Origin of the sequence: Pseudomonas sp. JV414 (genome assembly GCF_032424305.1) — a bacterium.
Classification (GTDB): domain Bacteria; phylum Pseudomonadota; class Gammaproteobacteria; order Pseudomonadales; family Pseudomonadaceae; genus Aquipseudomonas; species Aquipseudomonas lini.
Genome location: NZ_VYKC01000016.1, coordinates 253,352 through 273,097 on the forward strand (window position 1 = coordinate 253,352; position 19,746 = coordinate 273,097).

Annotated in this window: 20 protein-coding genes; 9 read left to right on the top strand and 11 right to left on the bottom strand. The window is 58.3% G+C overall.

The annotated features are described in order from the left end of the window. The first annotated feature begins 8 nt into the window (after window positions 1–8). Window positions 9–1,490: an anthranilate synthase component I gene (gene trpE, locus F6R97_RS17600; RefSeq protein WP_050682133.1), complete on the top strand. Its 1,482-nt coding sequence runs from the start codon at window positions 9–11 to the stop codon at window positions 1,488–1,490. 268 nt (window positions 1,491–1,758) lie between these two features. Here trpE and estP read toward each other — a convergent pair whose 3' ends face one another. Continuing rightward, complete coding sequence (gene estP, locus F6R97_RS17605) at window positions 1,759–3,666, bottom strand: esterase EstP (RefSeq protein WP_315866879.1); 1,908 nt, start codon at window positions 3,664–3,666, stop codon at window positions 1,759–1,761. Then, window positions 3,663–4,025, bottom strand: coding sequence for a hypothetical protein (locus F6R97_RS17610; RefSeq protein ID WP_156320540.1), 363 nt, complete (start codon window positions 4,023–4,025; stop codon window positions 3,663–3,665). Before F6R97_RS17610 ends, estP begins: the two co-directional genes overlap by 4 nt. A 47-nt stretch (window positions 4,026–4,072) precedes the next feature. Between F6R97_RS17610 and F6R97_RS17615 the strand changes: the two genes are divergently transcribed. The 4 genes from F6R97_RS17615 to F6R97_RS17630 all read left to right on the top strand — a co-directional run bounded on the left by F6R97_RS17615 (window position 4,073) and on the right by F6R97_RS17630 (window position 7,408). Next, on the top strand, window positions 4,073–4,666 hold the full coding sequence (locus F6R97_RS17615; RefSeq protein WP_038981279.1) for an aminodeoxychorismate/anthranilate synthase component II: 594 nt from the start codon (window positions 4,073–4,075) through the stop codon (window positions 4,664–4,666). A 9-nt stretch (window positions 4,667–4,675) separates the two neighbouring features. Further along, a complete protein-coding gene (gene trpD / locus F6R97_RS17620) occupies window positions 4,676–5,725 on the top strand; it encodes an anthranilate phosphoribosyltransferase (RefSeq protein ID WP_007906883.1) in 1,050 nt (349 codons plus the stop codon). Continuing rightward, window positions 5,722–6,558 carry an indole-3-glycerol phosphate synthase TrpC gene (trpC, locus tag F6R97_RS17625; protein ID WP_038981281.1) on the top strand — a complete coding sequence of 279 codons (837 nt, stop codon included), beginning with the start codon at window positions 5,722–5,724 and terminating at the stop codon, window positions 6,556–6,558. Before trpD ends, trpC begins: the two co-directional genes overlap by 4 nt. A 148-nt stretch (window positions 6,559–6,706) precedes the next feature. Further along, a complete protein-coding gene (locus F6R97_RS17630; protein ID WP_315866880.1) occupies window positions 6,707–7,408 on the top strand; it encodes a lipoyl protein ligase domain-containing protein in 702 nt (233 codons plus the stop codon). Window positions 7,409–7,446: 38 nt separating this feature from the next. Here F6R97_RS17630 and crp read toward each other — a convergent pair whose 3' ends face one another. Further along, window positions 7,447–8,091 (bottom strand): cAMP-activated global transcriptional regulator CRP, encoded by a 645-nt coding sequence (gene crp / locus F6R97_RS17635; RefSeq protein ID WP_007941656.1) that lies wholly within the window; start codon window positions 8,089–8,091, stop codon window positions 7,447–7,449. Window positions 8,092–8,340: 249 nt separating this feature from the next. Between crp and F6R97_RS17640 the strand changes: the two genes are divergently transcribed. Continuing rightward, on the top strand, window positions 8,341–8,763 hold the full coding sequence (locus F6R97_RS17640) for an OsmC family protein (RefSeq protein ID WP_003176451.1): 423 nt from the start codon (window positions 8,341–8,343) through the stop codon (window positions 8,761–8,763). Window positions 8,764–8,913: 150 nt separating this feature from the next. On the opposite strand, the gene coq7 is transcribed toward F6R97_RS17640, so the two are convergent. The 6 genes from coq7 to hemJ all read right to left on the bottom strand — a co-directional run bounded on the left by coq7 (window position 8,914) and on the right by hemJ (window position 13,533). After that, window positions 8,914–9,561, bottom strand: a complete 648-nt coding sequence (gene coq7 / locus F6R97_RS17645) for a 2-polyprenyl-3-methyl-6-methoxy-1,4-benzoquinone monooxygenase (RefSeq protein WP_038981286.1) — start codon at window positions 9,559–9,561, stop codon at window positions 8,914–8,916. Between the two features lie 196 nt (window positions 9,562–9,757). Beyond that, window positions 9,758–10,096, bottom strand: coding sequence for a histidine triad nucleotide-binding protein (locus F6R97_RS17650; RefSeq protein ID WP_007906873.1), 339 nt, complete (start codon window positions 10,094–10,096; stop codon window positions 9,758–9,760). Window positions 10,097–10,177: 81 nt separating this feature from the next. Beyond that, window positions 10,178–10,966 (bottom strand): SDR family NAD(P)-dependent oxidoreductase, encoded by a 789-nt coding sequence (locus F6R97_RS17655; protein ID WP_038981287.1) that lies wholly within the window; start codon window positions 10,964–10,966, stop codon window positions 10,178–10,180. Window positions 10,967–11,028: 62 nt separating this feature from the next. Then, window positions 11,029–12,006, bottom strand: coding sequence for a DUF805 domain-containing protein (locus tag F6R97_RS17660; RefSeq protein ID WP_038981288.1), 978 nt, complete (start codon window positions 12,004–12,006; stop codon window positions 11,029–11,031). Between the two features lie 93 nt (window positions 12,007–12,099). Beyond that, window positions 12,100–13,068, bottom strand: coding sequence for an NAD(P)H-dependent flavin oxidoreductase (locus tag F6R97_RS17665; protein WP_038981289.1), 969 nt, complete (start codon window positions 13,066–13,068; stop codon window positions 12,100–12,102). Window positions 13,069–13,101: 33 nt separating this feature from the next. Then, a complete protein-coding gene (hemJ, locus tag F6R97_RS17670; protein WP_007906869.1) occupies window positions 13,102–13,533 on the bottom strand; it encodes a protoporphyrinogen oxidase HemJ in 432 nt (143 codons plus the stop codon). A gap of 135 nt (window positions 13,534–13,668) precedes the next feature. Between hemJ and argC the strand changes: the two genes are divergently transcribed. Together argC and erpA are read left to right on the top strand one after the other, a co-directional pair. Further along, window positions 13,669–14,703, top strand: a complete 1,035-nt coding sequence (gene argC, locus F6R97_RS17675; protein ID WP_048397847.1) for an N-acetyl-gamma-glutamyl-phosphate reductase — start codon at window positions 13,669–13,671, stop codon at window positions 14,701–14,703. Window positions 14,704–14,871: 168 nt separating this feature from the next. After that, window positions 14,872–15,222, top strand: a complete 351-nt coding sequence (erpA, locus tag F6R97_RS17680; protein ID WP_007906865.1) for an iron-sulfur cluster insertion protein ErpA — start codon at window positions 14,872–14,874, stop codon at window positions 15,220–15,222. Between the two features lie 73 nt (window positions 15,223–15,295). Here erpA and F6R97_RS17685 read toward each other — a convergent pair whose 3' ends face one another. Together F6R97_RS17685 and F6R97_RS17690 are read right to left on the bottom strand one after the other, a co-directional pair. Beyond that, complete coding sequence (locus F6R97_RS17685) at window positions 15,296–16,387, bottom strand: anhydro-N-acetylmuramic acid kinase (protein WP_048397849.1); 1,092 nt, start codon at window positions 16,385–16,387, stop codon at window positions 15,296–15,298. Between the two features lie 3 nt (window positions 16,388–16,390). After that, window positions 16,391–17,821 carry a peptidoglycan DD-metalloendopeptidase family protein gene (locus F6R97_RS17690; protein WP_038981292.1) on the bottom strand — a complete coding sequence of 477 codons (1,431 nt, stop codon included), beginning with the start codon at window positions 17,819–17,821 and terminating at the stop codon, window positions 16,391–16,393. A 210-nt stretch (window positions 17,822–18,031) separates the two neighbouring features. Between F6R97_RS17690 and tyrS the strand changes: the two genes are divergently transcribed. Further along, the gene (gene tyrS / locus F6R97_RS17695; protein ID WP_315866881.1) at window positions 18,032–19,231 is read left to right on the top strand and encodes a tyrosine--tRNA ligase; all 1,200 of its coding nucleotides are present in this window, start codon (window positions 18,032–18,034) and stop codon (window positions 19,229–19,231) included. Window positions 19,232–19,746 lie beyond the last annotated feature (515 nt).

Genomic DNA, 19,746 nt, shown 5'->3' on the forward strand with positions numbered 1-19,746 from the left:
GGCACCTCATGATCCGCGAAGAATTCCTGCGTTTGGCCGCTGCCGGCTACAACCGCATCCCGCTTGCCTGCGAAACCCTGGCCGACTTCGACACGCCATTGTCGATCTACCTGAAACTGGCCGACGAGCCGAACTCCTACCTGCTGGAGTCGGTGCAGGGCGGCGAGAAATGGGGCCGTTATTCGATCATTGGCCTGCCGTGCCGCACCGTGCTGCGGGTTCATGATCACCACGTCAGCGTGACCCACGACGGCGTCGAGATCGAAAGCCACGACGTTGAAGACCCATTGGCCTTCGTCGAAGCCTTCAAGGCGCGCTACAACGTGCCGACCATCACCGGTCTGCCGCGCTTCAATGGCGGTCTGGTGGGCTACTTCGGTTATGACTGCGTGCGCTATGTGGAGAAGCGTCTGGGCAAATGCCCGAACCCGGATCCATTGGGCGTGCCAGACATTTTGCTGATGGTCTCCGATGCAGTGGTGGTGTTCGACAACCTCGCGGGCAAAATGCACGCGATCGTCCTGGCCGATCCGGCGCAGGAAGATGCCTTCGAGCAAGGTCAGGCGCGCCTGCAAGCACTGCTGGAACAACTTCGTCAGCCGATCACTCCGCGCCGTGGCCTGGACTTCAGCAAACAGCAATCGGCTGATCCAGTGTTCCGTTCGAGCTTCACCCAGAACGATTACGAAAAAGCCGTCGACACCATCAAGGAATACATCCTGGCTGGTGACTGCATGCAGGTTGTGCCGTCCCAGCGCATGTCGATCGACTTCAAGGCTGCGCCAATCGATCTGTACCGGGCGTTGCGCTGCTTCAACCCGACGCCTTACATGTACTTCTTCAATTTCGGCGACTTCCACGTCGTCGGCAGTTCGCCGGAAGTACTGGTGCGGGTCGAAGACAACCTGATCACCGTGCGCCCGATTGCCGGCACTCGTCCGCGAGGCGCCAACGAAGAGGCTGACGTAGCGCTGGAAAAAGACCTGCTGTCGGACGACAAGGAAATCGCCGAGCACTTGATGCTGATCGATCTGGGCCGCAATGACACCGGTCGCGTTTCGGAAATCGGTTCGGTGAAACTCACCGAGAAGATGGTGATCGAGCGTTACTCCAACGTGATGCACATCGTGTCCAACGTTACTGGCCAGTTGAAGGCCGGGCTGACGGCGATGGACGCACTGCGGGCGATCCTGCCGGCCGGCACCTTGTCTGGCGCGCCGAAGATTCGTGCGATGGAAATCATCGACGAGCTGGAGCCGGTCAAGCGTGGCGTCTACGGCGGCGCGGTCGGTTACTTCGCCTGGAACGGCAACATGGACACGGCGATTGCGATCCGCACCGCCGTGATCAAGAACGGCGAACTGCACGTACAGGCGGGTGGTGGCATTGTCGCCGACTCGGTGCCGGCACTGGAATGGGAAGAAACCCTGAACAAGCGCCGCGCCATGTTCCGCGCGGTGGCCCTGGCCGAGCAGACGCCGGACAACTAAGTACGCAAAACCCGTAGGAGCGGGCTTTTGTGGCGAGGGGGCTTGCCCCCGTTGGGTCGCGAAGCGGCCCCTGCATTCTTTCCTTTCAGGCTGATCAAGTCGCCTGGATTTGCGACTGCTGCGCAGCCGAACGGGGCGATGCGGCGTTCCGACAAGCCCCCTCGCCACAATAAGTGCTCACCATAAAAAAACGCGGCGCCTCTAAGGGCGCCGCGTTTTTTGTGCCTGCCCTTTTCGTGTGAAGCTGCCGAAGGCCACCTGCGCAGGGTCAGAAGTCCAGCGTCACCCCAACGTTGATGCCCTGCTGGGTAAAGTCATCATCCTTGCGGAACGTGTAACCACCACGCAATGCCAGGTCGGCGGTCAGCTTGTGGCTGACCCCCAGGCTCACTCGGTTCAAGTGACTCTGCGGCGTATAACCTTCCAGCGTAAAGTCGTTCGCTGGCAGGCTGTTGAGGGCGATATTTACCTTCTGAACGTCATCTTCGTATTCACGCTCGTGGGCGTATTCACCAAACACCTGGGTCTGACGGGTGAAGTTGTATTTGCCTTGCAAGCCGACACCCAGGCGTTTCGAGTCTCGGGTCTGATCATCAAAAGTCAGTGCCGTGGAGCGGTTGCTGTTTTCCGAGTAGCCGTCGACTTCCACTTTGGCGTAATCGGCGCTGATGAACGGTGACAGGTGCCATTCGCTGCTCGGTTGGGCAATGTCATAGCCAAGGCGAGTGCTGAAGGCCCAGAGATGGCCATCGGTATCACCCTTTTCCGCGCCTTCGCTGGCACCCAAGTCGAATTTGCGTTCGAGATTGTCGTAATCCAGCTTGCCACCGGTCAGCGCGGCATCGGCCCACCAGCGATTCTGTTGGAACTGGGCGAAGGCGGTCGCCAGATAGCTATTGAGTTTGTAGTCCGAATCGTTAGTACCTGCTTCCAGGTCCTGACGATAGAAGCCTGCTGCCACACCGACGCGCCAAGCTTCATTAAGGCGATAGCTGCCGCCGATATTCAGGTTGTAGCCGCTGCCGTCGGCGCTGGCGCCGCTGTTTTGGCTATCGACATCCAGATGCTGACCACCGCCGGCAACAATCGCGCGCCATTGGCCGACGGCTTGCCAGCTCTCCCAATCCGATTGCCACTGGCTACGCAGTTCGTCCTGGTGCGCGCGTAAGGTGGCGTGGGCCATTTCCGGCAGCAGTGTCAGTTCCCACGGCGCAGCCAGTAGGGAGTAGGCGTAGTCGGAAATCAGTTTTTGCCCGGCTTCAGTCGGATGGACTCCATCGTTGTAAATCAGCTTGCTGGGATCCGGCGTGGCACTGTTAATGCCATACGTAGGGTTTTCGGTGCAGCTGTTACCGCTGAAACAGGTCGCCGTCAGGTTCTGGCCTGTAGCAAAACCGAATCGCGCCGGGTCGGCGAAGGTTTCCTGCAGCAGCAACGGAATGTTCAATGGGATGATTTCGGCATCGATCCCTGCCAGTCGAGTGACCAGTTGCCGGTTGAAGGCGGAGCTCAGTAGTGAGGTGGGTGTCTGCTGGGGCGTGCCATTGATGGCGGGCGTCAAACCCAGGTCGGGCAGCAGCCATACCACGATGTACCGGGCGCCGGCGGCCTGCAAAACCTGGACGCTGTCGGCGAGGCGATCCGCAGCGGCATTCGCCTGAGCGCCACTTTGTACACGTCCCTGAAGAAAATCGTTACCACCCCCGGAAATGTAATACAGCGCATTCGGATCGGCGCTGAAGTTGTTTGTCGGCAGATAGCCCGAACGCGTGCGTTCACCCGTGGCGGATACACTGGTGATCGAGGTGAGGATCTGGTCGGTGCGGTAACCTCCAACGGCCCAGTTATTGCCATCCGGCAGGCCCTGGTTCGCACGCGCTGCCGAGGTTGAAGCGGCCGTCTGGTCCGGCGAAAACCCGAGCCTTTCACCCAGCAGTTGGGTCGAGTTGGCGGAATAGACTTCGCCGCTGCCGTTCTGGTAAACCGGTCCTGTCCGGTTGGTGAAGCGCAGGGTCGAACCGGGAGGGCCGCCCGTGTCGGTAAACTGCCCGGCATCGTTGAGACTATCGCCGAAGACGATGAAATTCGAATAAGGGTTGGGCGCCGCAATCGCCTGGGTGCAGGCCATAGCGAGCAAGCAGCCGGCAAGCGGTACAGCCAACGTCTGTCTGATCATGAGCAAGTCCGTTTGTTATTGTTGTAATGAGCAAAACGATAGTGCCAAAAACTATAGAGCCTGTTGCCGTTCGGCGCGAACCCGTCGATTGTTTTACGCGCTTCGATCGGCCCATATTGCACGCTCTGCCCAGCTAAGTTACTGTGCCAAGACGTATAAATGAGACCTTCCCCGTGTTGATCGTCAGCAAACTTCTGGATCAAGTCATCAAGGCACACGCCCGTTGGCGTTGGCGCGCCTGAATCCTTCTGCCGGCCCGGCCGGATCTTTACCGCTTTGCCTTCTTTACCCGCAAGACAAACCGCTTTACAGCGCGACTCCAGCGACTGACAAAGTGCAGGGCGCTGCGGGTAAATCATTCGAAGGCTGTATTCAAAGTCAGTAAATTCAAGAGGTTCTTAACGCCATGTTGCTGATGATCGATAACTACGACTCTTTTACTTACAACGTTGTGCAATACCTTGGCGAGCTGGGCTCCGAGGTCAAAGTCGTGCGCAACGATGAACTCACCATTGCCGAAATCGAAGCTCTCAAGCCTGAGCGCATTGTCGTGTCGCCCGGTCCTTGCACCCCGACCGAAGCCGGTATTTCCATCGAAGCGATCAAGCATTTCGCCGGCAAGCTGCCGATTCTCGGTGTTTGCCTGGGTCACCAGTCCATTGGCCAAGCCTTTGGTGGCGATGTGGTCCGTGCCCGTCAGGTCATGCACGGCAAAACCAGCCCGGTATTCCACGAGGACAAGGGCGTATTCGAAGGCCTGAATCGCCCGCTGACGGTCACCCGCTATCACTCGCTGATCGTCAAGCGCGAAACCCTGCCCGATTGCCTGGAATTGACCGCCTGGACCCAGCTTGAAGACGGCTCGGTCGACGAGATCATGGGGCTGCGTCACAAGACGCTGAACATCGAGGGTGTGCAATTTCACCCTGAGTCTATCCTCACTGAACAGGGCCACGAGCTGTTCGCCAACTTCCTCAAACAAACCGGCGGCATGCGCTAAGGACTTTCCATGGATATCAAGACAGCCCTGAGCCGTATCGTCGGCCATCTCGACCTCAGTACCGATGAGATGCGCGATGTCATGCGCGAAATCATGACCGGGCAATGCACGGATGCGCAGATCGGCGCGTTCATGATGGCCATGCGCATGAAGAGCGAAAGCATCGATGAGATCGTCGGCGCCGTGACGGCGATGCGCGAGTTGGCGGACAAGGTTGAACTCAACACCCTCGACGGCGTGGTCGATGTGGTCGGTACCGGCGGCGACGGTGCGAACATTTTCAACGTCTCCACCGCTTCCTCGTTCGTGGTCGCCGCGGCCGGTTGCACCGTGGCCAAGCACGGTAACCGTGCGGTGTCGGGCAAAAGCGGCAGCGCCGACTTGCTGGAAGCCGCGGGTATCTACCTGAACCTGACGCCGGTTCAGGTGGCGCGCTGCATCGACAACGTTGGCATCGGTTTCATGTTTGCCCAGACCCACCATAGCGCCATGAAGCACGCCGCCGGCCCGCGCCGCGAGCTGGGCTTGCGCACGCTGTTCAACATGCTCGGCCCGCTTACGAATCCGGCCGGTGTGAAACATCAGGTGGTGGGTGTGTTCAGTCAGGCGTTGTGCCGGCCATTGGCCGAAGTTTTGCAGCGTCTGGGCAGCAAACACGTGCTGGTGGTGCACTCTAAAGATGGCCTGGACGAGTTCAGTCTGGCGGCACCGACCTTTGTGGCGGAATTGAAGAATGACCAGATCACCGAGTATTGGGTCGAACCCGAAGACTTGGGGATGAAGAGCCAGAGCCTGCACGGTCTGGCGGTGGAAAGCCCGGCGGCCTCCCTTGAGCTGATTCGCGATGCCTTGGGCAAGCGCAAGACCGAGAACGGTCAGAAAGCAGCCGAGATGATTGTGCTTAATGCCGGTGCCGCGCTGTACGCCGCCGACCATGCCAGCAGTTTGAAAGAAGGCGTTGCCCTGGCGCACGATGCGCTGCACACAGGCCTCGCTCGGGAGAAACTTGAGGAATTGGGTGCATTTACCGCGGTATTCAAAGTGGAGAATGAGGGATGAGTTTACCGACGGTTCTGGAAAATATTCTGGCCCGCAAAGTTCAGGAAGTCGCCGAGCGTAGCGCTCGTGTGAGTCTGGCGGAGCTGGAAAATCTGGCCAAGGCGGCCGATGCCCCCCGTGGTTTTGCCAAGGCATTGATCGATCAGGCCAAGACAAAACAGCCGGCGGTCATTGCTGAAATCAAGAAGGCTTCGCCAAGCAAAGGCGTGATTCGCGAGAACTTCGTTCCCGCCGACATCGCCAGAAGTTACGAAAAGGGCGGGGCCACTTGCCTGTCGGTGCTCACCGACATCGATTACTTCCAGGGTGCCGATGCGTATCTGCAACAGGCCCGGGCGGCGTGCAAGCTGCCGGTGATCCGCAAGGACTTCATGATCGATCCTTACCAGATCGTCGAGTCTCGTGCTTTGGGCGCTGACTGCGTGCTGTTGATCGTCTCCGCACTGGACGACGTGAAAATGGCCGAGCTGGCGGCCGTGGCCAAAAGTGTCGGTCTTGATGTGCTGGTGGAAGTCCACGATGGCGACGAGCTGGAGCGGGCCTTGAAAACGCTCGACACGCCGCTGGTGGGCGTGAACAACCGCAACCTGCACACCTTTGACGTCAATCTGGAAACCACCCTCGACCTGTTGCCGCGTATTCCGCGCGATCGTCTGGTGATTACTGAAAGTGGCATTCTGAACCGGGCCGATGTCGAGTTGATGGAAATCAGCGACGTGTACGCGTTCCTGGTCGGCGAAGCGTTCATGCGCGCCGAAAGCCCGGGTAGCGAACTGCAGCGCCTGTTCTTTCCCGAGCGTGGTATTCCAGTGAGCGGTTCGACGCTCGACTGATTGAAAATCGGGGCGCTCCCTTCGCGAGCAAGCCCGCTCCCACATTAGCCCGCGTTCAGCCAGACAACGCGGGTCAACTGTGGGAGCGGGCTTGCTCGCGAAGGCGGCAGAAGATGCACCACAGACTGACCGTCCTATGGAATATCTTATGACCTCACCAACCCCTCTGGCCATCGAAGCCGGCCTGCTCGCCGAGCAGGACCTGTTGGCCCATGTGTGCACCGGTGAGTCGGAATTCGGTCTGCTGTTCTGGCAACCCACTGATCGCGCGTTGGTCATGCCCCGTCGCTTGAATCGTCTGCCCGGGTTTGAACATGCCTGTGAAGTTTCTGCCGCGGCCGGCTGGCCGGTGCTGCTGCGTGAAACCGGCGGTGAGCCGGTGCCGCAATCGGCATCGACCATCAACATCGCACTGGTTTATGCCCCTCCGCGCAGCGAAGGCGATCTGAACCGCATCGAAACCGGCTACCGGCGTCTGTGCGATCCGATCTGTCAGTTACTGGATGAGCTGGGCGGCACTTCGTCATTGGGTGAAATCGAGGGCGCGTTCTGCGACGGTCGTTTCAACGTCAACCTCGATGGTCGAAAGATGGTGGGCACCGCCCAGCGTTGGCGCCAGAGCAAGGGTGGTCTGCGTCCGGTCGGCCTGGTGCACGGGGCGATGTTGATCGATGACGAGCGAGAGTCGATGGTCGCGGCGGTCAATCGCTTCAATGAAGCCTGCGATCTGGAACAGCGGGTTCGCGCTGAAAGCCACATCGCGCTGCATGAAAAGTTTGCCGCTCCTGAGGCACTGGAACGGCTCGATGCGCTGTACCGACAGTTGCTGGTTGAAATGCTCGGGGCTTAAGTTTAGGAACTTAAGTTATCGAGCTTAAGTTTTCGAGCTTAGCGCGTACCGAAGACCACCATGGTCTTGCCTTTGACGTCGACCAGGTTGCGCTCTTCCAGATCCTTGAGCACGCGGCCGACCATCTCACGGGAACAACCGACAATCCGGCCGATTTCCTGACGGGTCACCTTGATCTGCATGCCGTCCGGGTGGGTCATGGCGTCTGGTTGCTTGCACAGCTCCAGCAGGCAGCGCGCAACGCGACCGGTTACGTCGAAGAACGCCAGGTCGCCGACCTTGCGCGTGGTATTGCGCAGGCGCTGTGCGATTTGTCCGCTGAGCACGTAAAGAATGTCTGGATCTTGTTGGGACAGCTCGCGGAATTTTGCGTAGCTGATTTCCGCGACTTCGCATTCGACCTTGGCGCGCACCCAAGCGCTGCGTTCCTGTTCCAGGCCGGCTTGCTCAAACAGACCCAGCTCGCCGAAAAAGTCGCCGGAGTTGAGGTAGGCAATGATCATTTCACGGCCGTCGTCATCCTCAATCAGGATGGTCACCGAACCTTTGATGATGAAAAACAGCGTGTCCGAGCGGTCACCGGCACAAATGATGTTGCTCTTGGCGGCATAGCGACGGCGCTGGCAGTGCATCAACAGTTTGTCGAGGTTCTTGATTTTGGGTGTGGGGGTAATAGCAACCATGGTTGTATCCCGAAAAGACTGCACGGTGTGTTTGTTTTTTGTAGGCGCTGGCGAAGCCTGCAATCCTTTTTATTCGCTGAAAAGCTGGCTATTCGCCATTGATTTGGCGCCAGCTTAACAGACACATTCCTGCAAGATTCGAGAATTTGCCTACGACATAGATGGTTATGTCCTAGGAAGGCGAAGCGCTGCCAATCAAGGGCCCTGTGCTAAGCTGGCGACCCTTTTTTAGACAGTGGAGTCTTGGCGATGAAGGCACGCATCCAATGGGCTGGCGAAGCCATGTTCCTCGGTGAATCCGGCAGCGGTCATGTCGTGGTCATGGACGGCCCGCCCGAAGCCGGCGGTCGTAACCTCGGTGTCCGGCCGATGGAAATGCTCCTGCTGGGTGTTGGCGGTTGCAGCAATTTCGATGTGGTCAGCATCCTCAAGAAGTCCCGTCAGGCCGTCGAAAGCTGCGAAGCCTTTCTCGAAGCCGAGCGTGCGACCGAGGATCCGAAGGTTTTCACCAAGATCCACATGCACTTCGTGGTCAAGGGCCGTGGGCTGAAAGAAGCCCAGGTCAAGCGCGCCATCGAGCTGTCGGCCGAGAAGTATTGCTCGGCCTCGATCATGCTCGGCGCGGCCGGCGTGGCGATTACCCACGACTACGAGATCATCGAGCTCGGTTGAATCGACTACGCGCGCAACATACCAAACTAAGATTTCAGAGTACAAAAAAGGCGACTACCTTGCGGTAATCGCCTTTTTATTTGTTGGAATACAGAACCCTTGTGGGAGCGTGGCTTGCCCGCGAAGAGGCCTTATGTAACAACCTGATCCTCAGATCCGATAAGTACTCTTGGTCATCACCTTAGCCAACAAACTCATCCCGAACTTCACCGGCGCCGGAAAACGAAATCCACCCGCATCCAGCGCACTTTCAGCATGATGCTCTTCATCGATACGCATCTGCTCCAGGATCGCTCGGGATTTTTCGTCCTCGGCAGGCAGTTGCTCAAGGTGTTCGTTCAGGTGTTTGCAGACCTGATGCTCAGTGGCAGCAACGAAACCCAGGCTGACTTTATCGCTGATCAATCCGGCGACCGCTCCAATCCCGAACGACATGCCGTAGAACAGCGGATTGAGGATGCTGGTATGGCTACCCAACTGATGAATGCGTTGTTCGCACCAGACCAGATGGTCGATTTCTTCTTCGGCGGCGTGCTCCATGGCGGCGCGCACTTTCGGCAGCTTGGCGGTCAGGGCCTGACCTTGATACAGCGCCTGGGCGCAGACTTCGCCGGTATGGTTGATGCGCATCAAACCGGCGACGTGTCGGGTGTCCTCGTCGCTCATCTGCGTATCCGGCTGCACGATGGCCGGCGACGGACGGTAGGGCTGACCACTGAAGGGCAGCAAAGTACGCATCGCGGCATCGGCTTGCAGCAGAAGACGGTCAATTGGCGAGTAGTGACGTTGGGTAGTCATGCTGACCTCCGGGAAGAATCTCGGCGGCCAGTTTAACCCAATCGGCCGGGGAGGGTTTGCGTTGGGTCATGGCTGGTAATGGATTCATCTGACCCGGGTAAAAACGATCTGTAGGAGCGAGGCTTGCCCGCGAAGGCGTCCTCAAGTGCGCCAAAAGCTTCGCGGGCAAGCCTCGCTACAGAGAAAGGGCGATGGATCAGCCCGGCGGCCAGTGCATCTGGCGCTGACCCAGCACGTGCATATGAATGTGATAGACGGTCTGCCCGCCCAATTCATTGCAGTTCATGACCACCCGGAAACCTTCTTCACAGCCCAATTCCAGAGCCAGACGCTGGGCCGTGAACAGAATATGCCCGGCCAAAGCCTTGTCGTCCTCGGTGAGGTCGTTAAGGGTGCGCACCGGTTTCTTCGGGACTACCAGGAAATGCACGGGTGCCTGTGGCGCGATGTCGTGGAAGGCCAGTACCTGGTCGTCCTCGTAAATGATCTTCGCCGGGATTTCCCGGTTGATGATCTTGGTGAACAGAGTATCCACAGCTGTTTTCTCCGTTGTTTGGGCTGGCCTGAGTGTAACCATGGGTTAGGTCAGAGCCCAGTCTTTTGCCTTGAGGATTGATCAGCGCGGGCAATAGGCTTTGTTGACCATGCCCGCGATTGTCCGGGTCAGCCAGCGTGAGCCGAGTCGCGGCAGGAACGCGAACCAGCGATTCAGGCGGCCGGGAATAATAATGGCGCGATTTTTCGCCAGCGCGCGCACGGTATAGAGCGCGACTTCTTCCGGACTCATCAGCAGTTTGCTCTCGACCAGTTTGTCGGTGTCCAGTTGCGCGGTGCGGAAAAACGCCGTGCGGGTCGGGCCGGGGCAGAGCACCGATACCTTGACCGCACATTTCTTCAGTTCGACGCGTAAACCTTCGGAAAAATGCAGTACGTAAGCCTTGCTGGCGTAGTAAGTGCTCATCCAGGGGCCGGGATGGAACGCCGCCATCGAGGCGACGTTCAGAATCTGCCCGCCGCCCTGCAGGGCCATGCTGTTGCCGATGGCATGGCACAAGCGAGTGAGGGCCAGGATGTTCACTTCGATCAAGTCCTGCTCGGTCATCCAGTCCTGGGCCAGGAACGGACCGCAGGTACCGATGCCGGCACAGTTGACCAGCAAATCGATTTGCCGATCGCCTTCCTCCAGCTCCAGCAAAAATCCGGACAGCCTCAGCGGCTCACCCAGATCACAGGCGCGAAACAGCACCTCCACACCAAAACGTTGAGTCAGTTCGATCGCAATGCTTTCCAGCTGATCACGCTGTCGGGCCACCAGAATCAGGCTGCGGCCGCGCCGGGCCAGCGCTTCGGCCATCGCCAGGCCGATGCCGCTGGAAGCGCCAGTGATCAGAGCGTAACGGGTCATGCAGTTCTCCATCGCAACAGCTCCGCGCCGGCGACGCAGGTGTCACGGGCGGGGAGCGCTGTTCATTCTTTCGCAGAGTCTACAGGGGGCTCGGCTGCTTCGGCTGCATCATCGAATGAATTTGGTGCTTGCTCGGCCTCTTCGGCCGGCTCCACTTCAACTTCGTCGGTGATCACCGCGCTGCTTTGATAGGTGCTCTCGGTTGCGCTTTCGTACTCATCCTGGATCGCGGTGAGGCCACCAGTCAGCCCGCCGACGAACATGATCGCGATAAACACCAGCCACAGCGAAGCCAGCACTCTGACCGCGTTGCTGTTGGGCGGTGGTGGTGCGCCATATCGGTTGGCAGTGTTGTTACCCGGCACGATCATTATTACAAACGGAAAAACGCTGCCCACGACCGGTACAAGGTTCAGTAGCCAGAGCCAGCCAGACCAGCCGATATCGTGCAGGCGCTGCACACTGAACTGGATGCTGATGAAGGCGAGCACCACGACCAGGATAAAGGCCAGCAGACCCGCGAGAATCAAGCCAACAGTCGAGTCCGTGCTGATGAGCGCGAAGCCGAAAATAGCCAGCACGGAGCCAACGCCAAGCGTCACCAGCGTAAGAGCCATCGTCCAGGCCAGAAAGCGCAAGCGACCGATGCGGCCAACGAAACTGAATGCCTTGAGTGCAGAAAACTCCGGCAGTGCTTCGCCGACAGAGGCTCGGGGCGGCGCATAGGGAGAGTCGGGATCTGCCGTGCGAGGTTGGTTGTTGGCAGGGGCGTGTTCGTGAACGTCGGACAGGTTCAGCTCGATCGAGGGTTCTGTTTCGATTCGGGCATCGATGCCGGTTTTCGTCAGTGCCTGAAGGTAAGTCTGTGCATCGGCGTGTGACAGGTCGCGCTTGAGTGCAACCGCCCGGCCGCTGAACAGTCGCTCAATGGCCGCGACATCGCTTTTGAACAGATCGGCGAGATTGAGCTTCGCGGTGGTGGCGTCAACACCTGGCTGCAGAGCGCCATCGAAGACGATCTTGAAACGGTTTTCGCTCATGGCCGAGGCATCCTTGTCGCGAGGGTTCGTAATAGACAGTGTGGCAATTATGGAGTGTAGGGCCAGCCGGATTGGGCTGGCCAAGTTTTTCTGTCAGCGCGGCCAGCGTTTGGGCAACGCCGCCGCCAGTTCCAGCGCCTTGCGGTATTCGGCATCGAGACGTGCGACCAGTTGATCGACACTCGGCAGGTCATCGATTTCTCCGACGCCCTGGCCTGCGGACCACACGGTTTTCCAGGCTTTGGCTTCATCGCTCAACGGTTTGAGCTTGGAGCCGAAGTTCACTTCACCCTTGCCTTGCAGGGCTGCCATGTCGAAACCGGCGGCCTCCAGGCTCCGACGCATGAAGCTTGCCGGTACTCCCGACACCGCTGGAGTATGGACGATGTCTGCAGCTCTGGAAGTCAGGAGCATCTCCTTATACGCGTCAGGCGCATGACTTTCAGTGGTACCGATAAATCGCGTACCGAAGTAGGCCAAATCCGCACCGAGCAACTGCGCGGCAAGAATTTCATGGCCATGGTTCAGGCAGCCGGCCAGCAGCAGGGTCTTGTCGAAAAACTGGCGAATCTCGGCGATCAGCGAAAACGGGCTCCAGGTCCCGGCGTGACCACCGGCGCCCGCAGCCACGGCGATCAAACCGTCCACACCGGCCTCGGCGGCTTTTTCCGCGTGGCGACGCGTCGTCACGTCATGAAACACCAGGCCTCCATAGCTGTGCACGGCGTCGACCAGTTCTTTCACGGCACCGAGGCTAGTGATCACGATTGGTACTTTGTGCTCGATGCAGATTGCCAGATCCGCCTGCAATCGCGGGTTGCTGTTGTGGACGATCAGGTTCACCGCGTAAGGCGCGGGGTTTTCCAGTATTGCCAGTCCTGCTTCGATTTCTTCCACCCAAGCCTTGAAACCGCTGCTCTCACGCTGGTTCAGCGCGGGAAAACTGCCGACTACGCCATTACGACAGCAGGCGAGAACCAGCTCAGGGTTGGAGATCAGGAACATCGGCGCCGCCACCACGGGCAGACGCAAGCGTTGTTCGAGCAAAGCGGGCAGCGACATTGGAAGTACCCCGGGTGAATGATGCTTGTTGGATTAAAACGGTCGAACGACGACCAGAATTACGATAGCCAGCAATATCAGAACCGGCACTTCATTGAACCAGCGATAAAAGACATGGCTGCGGGTGTTTTCGCCACGGGCAAAACGTTTTACCTGTGCGCCGCACATGTGGTGATAGCCGATCAGGATCACCACCAGGGTCAATTTGGCATGCATCCATGCACCTTGGGTGAAGTAGGCGCTTGGGTTGAGGCTGATCAGCCAGATGCCGAACACCAGGGTGGCGATCATCGCCGGGCCCATGATGCCCCGGTACAGCTTGCGCTCCATGATACTGAAGCGTTCCTTGCTGACGGTGTCTTCGCTTTGGGCGTGATAGACGAACAGGCGCGGCAGGTAAAACAGGCCGGCAAACCAGCAGACCATGCTGACGATATGAAGCGCTTTGAGCCACAGATAAAGCATTTTTAGTTATTCCCAGGTTCACGGTAGCGGGAATAGTAGAGGCTTGAGCCGCCGCACGTCACCTTGACGGTTGTCGCAGGGCCGCGCGGCCCCTATTATCGACGGCTTTCCAGTGGGTTCGTTGAGGGCAGGTTTATGGTCAAGGTCGGTATCGTCGGCGGCACGGGTTACACCGGTGTCGAACTGCTGCGTCTGTTGGCACAGCATCCGCAAGCTGAAGTGGTAGTGATCACTTCCCGATCCGAGGCCGGCCTGGCCGTGGCCGACATGTACCCGAACCTGCGAGGCCATTACGACGGCCTGGCTTTCAGCGTTCCGGACATCAAGACCCTCGGGGCTTGCGACGTGGTGTTCTTCGCCACGCCGCACGGTGTTGCGCATGCGCTGGCCGGTGAACTGCTGGCGGCCGGGACCAAGGTCATCGACCTGTCGGCAGACTTCCGTCTGCAAGACGCCGATGAGTGGGCCAAATGGTACGGTCAGCCGCACGGCGCGCCGGAACTGTTGGAGGAGGCGGTCTACGGCTTGCCGGAAGTCAATCGTGAGCAAATCAAGCAGGCGCGGCTGATTGCTGTGCCGGGTTGCTACCCGACTGCCACGCAATTGGGTTTCCTGCCATTGCTCGAAGCCGGTCTGGCAGATACCACTCGTTTGATCGCAGACTGCAAATCCGGCGTCAGCGGCGCCGGTCGTGGCGCTTCTGTAGGCTCGCTGTACGCCGAGACGTCGGAAAGCATGAAGGCTTACGCCGTCAAAGGGCACCGTCATTTGCCGGAAATCCGCCAGGGCCTGCGTCGTGCCGCGGGCAAGGACGTGGGGCTGACCTTCGTTCCGCACCTGACGCCAATGATTCGCGGCATTCACTCGACGCTCTACGCGACTGTCGTGGATCGCTCGGTGGATCTGCAAGCGTTGTTCGAAAAGCGCTATGCCAACGAACCGTTCGTCGATGTGATGCCTGCCGGCAGCCATCCGGAAACCCGCAGCGTGCGCGGAGCCAACGTTTGCCGTATTGCCGTGCACCGTCCGCAGGATGGTGATCTGGTGGTGGTATTGTCGGTGATCGACAACCTGGTCAAAGGCGCGTCCGGTCAGGCGGTGCAGAACCTGAATATCCTGTTCGGCCTGGATGAGCGCCTGGGCCTGTCCCATGCCGGCATGCTGCCGTAAGGCTTTATCCCGCTCAGCAAAAAGGCCCGTTGAACGGGCCTTTTTGCATTTTGGTCTGGCGATTGGGTTGATTGATATACCGTAACAATAGTTGACCGATTTTCTGGGAGAAGCGGATAATGCGCGTCATCACGCATTATGGCGGCGTAACGCCGGGAGATAGTCAGCATGAGCGTCGAATCCTTCACCCCCACGGCTTTGCAATTCACCCACGGTGCCGCGCACAAGGTGAAGAGCCTGGTCGATGAAGAGGGGAATGATCGCTTGAAGCTGCGCGTATTCGTTACGGGCGGCGGTTGTTCAGGGTTTCAATACGGCTTCACCTTCGATGAAGAAGTGGCCGATGACGACACCATCGTCGAGCGCGAAGGCGTCAGCCTGGTGGTCGATCCAATGAGCTTTCAGTACCTGGCAGGTGCCGAAGTGGATTACCAGGAAGGTCTGGAAGGTTCGCGTTTCGTGATCAAGAACCCGAACGCTACCACCACGTGTGGCTGCGGCTCTTCGTTCTCGATCTGATCGCACCTCACCGCATTACCATGCGCCGTAGAATCTCAGGACTCTGCGGCGTTTTGCTGTCTGGGGTTCAGGCTCAGGCGGGGTATATGGCGCCGAGTACGCGTAGGCCGCGAGCACCGGTGACACTCGGGCGGTTGGCCGCGATACCTTCCATGCAGCAATGAGCCAGCCAGGCGAAGGCCATGGCTTCCACCCAGTCCGGGTCTACGCCGTAAGCAGCAGTGCTGCTGACTTTCGCATTCGGCAACAGACTGGCCAAGCGCTTCATCAGCGTGGCGTTGTGCGCGCCGCCGCCACAAACCAGCAGCTCCCGGGTATCCGATTGGGCGCATTGCAAAGACTCGACAATGGTCAGCGCGGTCAGCTCAAGCAGCGTGGCCTGTACGTCTTCGGCAGCGAAGGTCGGTAGCTGCGACAGATGCTGCATCAGCCATGGCAGATTGAATACTTCGCGGCCGGTGCTCTTCGGGCCCTGAGTCACAAAGAATGGATCACTGAGCAGCTCGTTCAACAGAGCCGGTTCAACCTTGCCGCTGGCGGCCCATTGACCGTCACGATCAAAGTTGTCGCCGCGTTGCTGGTGAATCCAGGCATCCAGCAGGACATTCCCGGGGCCGCAGTCAAACCCGGCAACAGGCTTGCCGGGTTCGATCAGGCTGAGATTGCTGAACCCACCGACGTTCAATACCGCGCGGTTGCCAGGCCGTTCTTCAAACAGGGCTTCGTGAAAGGCTGGAACCAGTGGCGCGCCTTGTCCGCCAGCGGCTACATCGCGGCTGCGGAAATCGCTGACCACGGTGATGCCGGTCAGCTCGGTGAGCAAGGCAGGGTTGCCGATTTGCACCGTGAACCCGCGCGCCGGTTCGTGGCGAATGGTCTGGCCGTGGCTGCCAATCGCGCGAATGTCGGCGGGTTTCAGATTTTGTTGGTCGAGGAGGGTGTGAATGCCCTGTGCGGCCAGCTTCACCCAGTTCTGCTGGGCAATGGCGGAGCGGGCAATCTCGTCCGGGCCGCTGGCGCACAAGCCAAGCAGCTCGGCGCGCAGGGAGTCAGGCATAGGGATGTAATGGGTGGCGATCAGCTTGATCGCCGGGGTTTGCTCGATCAACGCAATGTCCAGGCCATCAAGGCTGGTCCCGGACATCACACCTATATAGAGCGCCATGGCTTAGCGTTTACTCGAAGCCAGCTGGGTGGTTTTCTCTTGATCCATGCGCGCCATCAGCGGTTGGCTTTGCGCGAGGAAGCGTGAGCGTTCAGCTTTGGAGATCGGATCGGCCATCGCTACTTTCTGGCCCAGCGGATCGACGTGCACGCCATTGACCTGGAATTCGTAGTGCAAGTGTGGGCCGGTGGAGAGACCGGTGGTACCGATGTAACCAATCACCTGACCTTGCTTGACGCTGCCGCCAGTCTTGATGCCTTTGGCGAAGCCCTGCATATGGCCGTACAGCGTGCGGTAGGTATTACCGTGCTGGATGATCACAGTGTTGCCGTAACCGCCGCGACGACCTGCCAACAATACTTTGCCGTCACCGGCAGCCTTGATCGGCGTACCGCGTGGTGCCGCGTAATCGACACCCTTGTGGGCGCGGATCTTGTTCAGGATCGGGTGCTTGCGGCCCATGGAGAATTTCGAACTGATGCGGGCGAAGTCTACCGGGGTACGGATAAACGCCTTGCGCATGCTGTTGCCGTCAGCCGTGTAGTAGCTGCTGTTGCCTTGTTTGTTGGTGTAGCGCACCGCGGTGTAAGTCTTGCCGCGGTTGGTGAAGCGTGCGGAGAGGATCGGGCCGTTGCCGATTGCTTTGCCGTTGACGACCTTCTGTTCATAGATCACATCGAACTCGTCACCCTGGCGAATATCCTGGGCGAAGTCGACGTCATAGCCAAACACACTGGCCATATCCATGGTCAGGCTGTGGGACAAACCGGCTCGGGCGGCAGATTGCGACAGTGAACTGTTGATCACGCCATGCACATAGGCGGAGCGAACGGTGGGCTTGGCGGTGATGCGATTGAACGTATAACCCTTGTCGTTCTTGGTCAGGCTGATGCTTTCCGTGTCGCTGACTTTGCTGTGCAGATTGGTCAGCTGGCCATCCGGGCTCAGTTCGAACTCAAGCTTCTGGCCATGTTTGAGTTGGCTGAACTGCTTGGCCTGCTTGTCGCTGGCCAGTACTTCATGCACCGAAGTCGCCGGAAGGCCGACTTTCTCGAACAGCGTCGAGAGAGTGTCGCCTTTGCTAACGATCACTTCCTTATGGCCTGGCGCCTTCTTCTCTTCGACGACTGGCGCGGGAGCAGGCGCGGGGGCGACCTGGGCGGTTTCCTGGGTGTCTTCGGCGCTGTTTTCGATCTGGGCGAAGGGGGAGGCTGCCGGCTCATTTGTGGCTTGGACAGCGTCGGCGGCGTCTTGATCTTGTGTCAGTTGTTCTGCAGGGCTTTCCAGTTCAAGACTCAGGGTCGTCTTTTTTGCTTCAACATCACTGGAAGGGAATACCAGAAGCGCCAGGCTGAGAAGGGCGGCGATGCCACTTGCTGCGAGCAGGTGGGTCTTCGGGTAAAGCGGTGGCGCTTTAGACGGTTCTGTGGTCATAGGTAATTTTGACTTTGAAAAGATGAATTGGAAAAGATGAATGACATGATGAAGACGAAATAACTGTATAAAATATAACCAAATCATCTCTGAAGCAAGTCTGCGAACGCTCTGTCCGTGGATTGGTGTCCGTGCGCCGGGCAAAACTTGTATTTGGTGCGCGATCTTGTATGGTTGTTCCCCTTTGAATCTGAGCCTTGCGGGTCTGTTATGAAGTCGGTTGAAGAGCAGCTAGCGCTGATCAAACGTGGTGCAGAAGAACTGTTGGTCGAGTCCGAGCTGATCGGGAAACTCAAGCGTGGCCAGCCGCTGCGTATTAAGGCAGGCTTCGATCCGACCGCGCCGGATTTGCACCTGGGTCACACCGTGCTTATTAATAAGCTGCGCCAGTTCCAGGAGCTGGGTCACCAGGTGATCTTCCTTATAGGTGACTTCACCGGGATGATCGGTGATCCAAGCGGCAAGAGCGCGACACGTCCTCCGCTCACTCGTGAGCAGGTTCTCGAGAATGCCGAGACCTACAAGACCCAGGTCTTCAAGATTCTTGATCCGGCCAAGACCGAAGTGGCGTTTAACTCCACCTGGATGGATCAGATGGGGCCGGCCGACTTCATTCGCCTGACTTCGCAATACACCGTGGCTCGCATGCTCGAGCGCGACGATTTCGACAAGCGCTACACGACCAATCAACCCATCGCCATTCACGAGTTCCTCTATCCGCTGGTTCAGGGTTATGACTCGGTCGCGTTGCGCGCGGATGTCGAGCTGGGTGGTACCGATCAGAAGTTCAATCTGCTGATGGGGCGCGAGCTGCAGCGTAGTTATGGTCAGGAGGCTCAATGCATTCTGACCATGCCATTGCTCGAAGGTCTGGATGGCGTGAAGAAGATGTCCAAGTCGTTGGGCAACTACGTCGGTATCCAGGAGGCTCCGGGTGTCATGTACGGCAAGCTGGTCTCTATTCCGGATGTGCTGATGTGGCGTTACTTCGAATTGCTCAGCTTTCGCTCCATGGAAGAGATCAATGCTTTCCGGGCTGACGTCGAGGCGGGTGCGAATCCGCGTGACATCAAGATCAAGCTGGCCGAAGAGATCGTTGCGCGCTTCCATGGTGAAGAGGCTGCGGCCAACGCTCACCGTGCGGCGGGTAACCGTATGAAAGACGGTGAGCTGCCGGATGATCTGCCAGAGATCCAGTTGACCGCCGCCGAGGACATGCCGATCGCTGCCGTCCTTAATAAAGCGGGGCTGGTGAAGAACTCTGCCGTGGCGCGCGACCTTCTGGGTTCTGGTGGTGTGCGTATAGATGGTGAGGTTGTCGATCGCACCTTTATATACGTACTGGGCGCGACCCATGTTTGCCAGGCCGGGAAGAAGGCATTTGCGCGTATTACGCTCAAATCCGAATAAAGCTGAAATCAGGGGTTGACGGCAGATTCTGGAAGTCTATAATTCGCCCCACTTCCGGCGCAGTCGAAACGGAAAACTCCTTGGTAAACAAAGAGTTACGCAGTTTTCGGCAGCGGTTACGCTTCAGTTCATCGAAGCCAGAAGGAGTTGGTAAGGCAGTGTGTTTTCGCCTTATTGACGGTTCGATCATCTCGGTCGAAAGCGGAGAAAAAGAGGTGTTGACAGCAGCGTGTAACGCTGTAGAATTCGCCTCCCGCTAACGAGAGATCGGAAGCGCAAGTGGTTGAAGTTGTTGAAGAATTCTTCGAAAACTTCTGAAAATAACCGCTTGACAGCAACAGAGGCTGCTGTAGAATGCGCGCCTCGGTTGAGACGAAAGATCTTAACCAACCGCTCTTTAACAACTGAATCAAGCAATTCGTGTGGGTGCTTGTGGAGTCAGACTGATAGTCAACAAGATTATCAGCATCACAAGTTACTCCGCGAGAAATCAAAGATGTAACCAACGATTGCTG

Excerpts from the sequence above, each read along its gene's own strand:
- trpD (WP_007906883.1), top strand. The coding sequence starts at position 4,676 with ATGGATATCAAGACAGCCCTGAGCCGTATCGTCGGCCATCTCGACCTC.
- F6R97_RS17685 (WP_048397849.1), bottom strand. The coding sequence starts at position 16,387 with ATGGCGCTCTATATAGGTGTGATGTCCGGGACCAGCCTTGATGGCCTG.
- F6R97_RS17630 (WP_315866880.1), top strand. The coding sequence starts at position 6,707 with ATGACCTCACCAACCCCTCTGGCCATCGAAGCCGGCCTGCTCGCCGAG.
- erpA (WP_007906865.1), top strand. The coding sequence starts at position 14,872 with ATGAGCGTCGAATCCTTCACCCCCACGGCTTTGCAATTCACCCACGGT.
- argC (WP_048397847.1), top strand. The coding sequence starts at position 13,669 with ATGGTCAAGGTCGGTATCGTCGGCGGCACGGGTTACACCGGTGTCGAA.
- tyrS (WP_315866881.1), top strand. The coding sequence starts at position 18,032 with ATGAAGTCGGTTGAAGAGCAGCTAGCGCTGATCAAACGTGGTGCAGAA.
- F6R97_RS17660 (WP_038981288.1), bottom strand. The coding sequence starts at position 12,006 with ATGAGCGAAAACCGTTTCAAGATCGTCTTCGATGGCGCTCTGCAGCCA.
- F6R97_RS17665 (WP_038981289.1), bottom strand. The coding sequence starts at position 13,068 with ATGTCGCTGCCCGCTTTGCTCGAACAACGCTTGCGTCTGCCCGTGGTG.
- F6R97_RS17615 (WP_038981279.1), top strand. The coding sequence starts at position 4,073 with ATGTTGCTGATGATCGATAACTACGACTCTTTTACTTACAACGTTGTG.
- F6R97_RS17640 (WP_003176451.1), top strand. The coding sequence starts at position 8,341 with ATGAAGGCACGCATCCAATGGGCTGGCGAAGCCATGTTCCTCGGTGAA.
- F6R97_RS17655 (WP_038981287.1), bottom strand. The coding sequence starts at position 10,966 with ATGACCCGTTACGCTCTGATCACTGGCGCTTCCAGCGGCATCGGCCTG.
- trpC (WP_038981281.1), top strand. The coding sequence starts at position 5,722 with ATGAGTTTACCGACGGTTCTGGAAAATATTCTGGCCCGCAAAGTTCAG.
- crp (WP_007941656.1), bottom strand. The coding sequence starts at position 8,091 with ATGGTTGCTATTACCCCCACACCCAAAATCAAGAACCTCGACAAACTG.
- coq7 (WP_038981286.1), bottom strand. The coding sequence starts at position 9,561 with ATGACTACCCAACGTCACTACTCGCCAATTGACCGTCTTCTGCTGCAA.
- trpE (WP_050682133.1), top strand. The coding sequence starts at position 9 with ATGATCCGCGAAGAATTCCTGCGTTTGGCCGCTGCCGGCTACAACCGC.
- estP (WP_315866879.1), bottom strand. The coding sequence starts at position 3,666 with ATGATCAGACAGACGTTGGCTGTACCGCTTGCCGGCTGCTTGCTCGCT.
- F6R97_RS17690 (WP_038981292.1), bottom strand. The coding sequence starts at position 17,821 with ATGACCACAGAACCGTCTAAAGCGCCACCGCTTTACCCGAAGACCCAC.
- F6R97_RS17610 (WP_156320540.1), bottom strand. The coding sequence starts at position 4,025 with ATGATTTACCCGCAGCGCCCTGCACTTTGTCAGTCGCTGGAGTCGCGC.
- hemJ (WP_007906869.1), bottom strand. The coding sequence starts at position 13,533 with ATGCTTTATCTGTGGCTCAAAGCGCTTCATATCGTCAGCATGGTCTGC.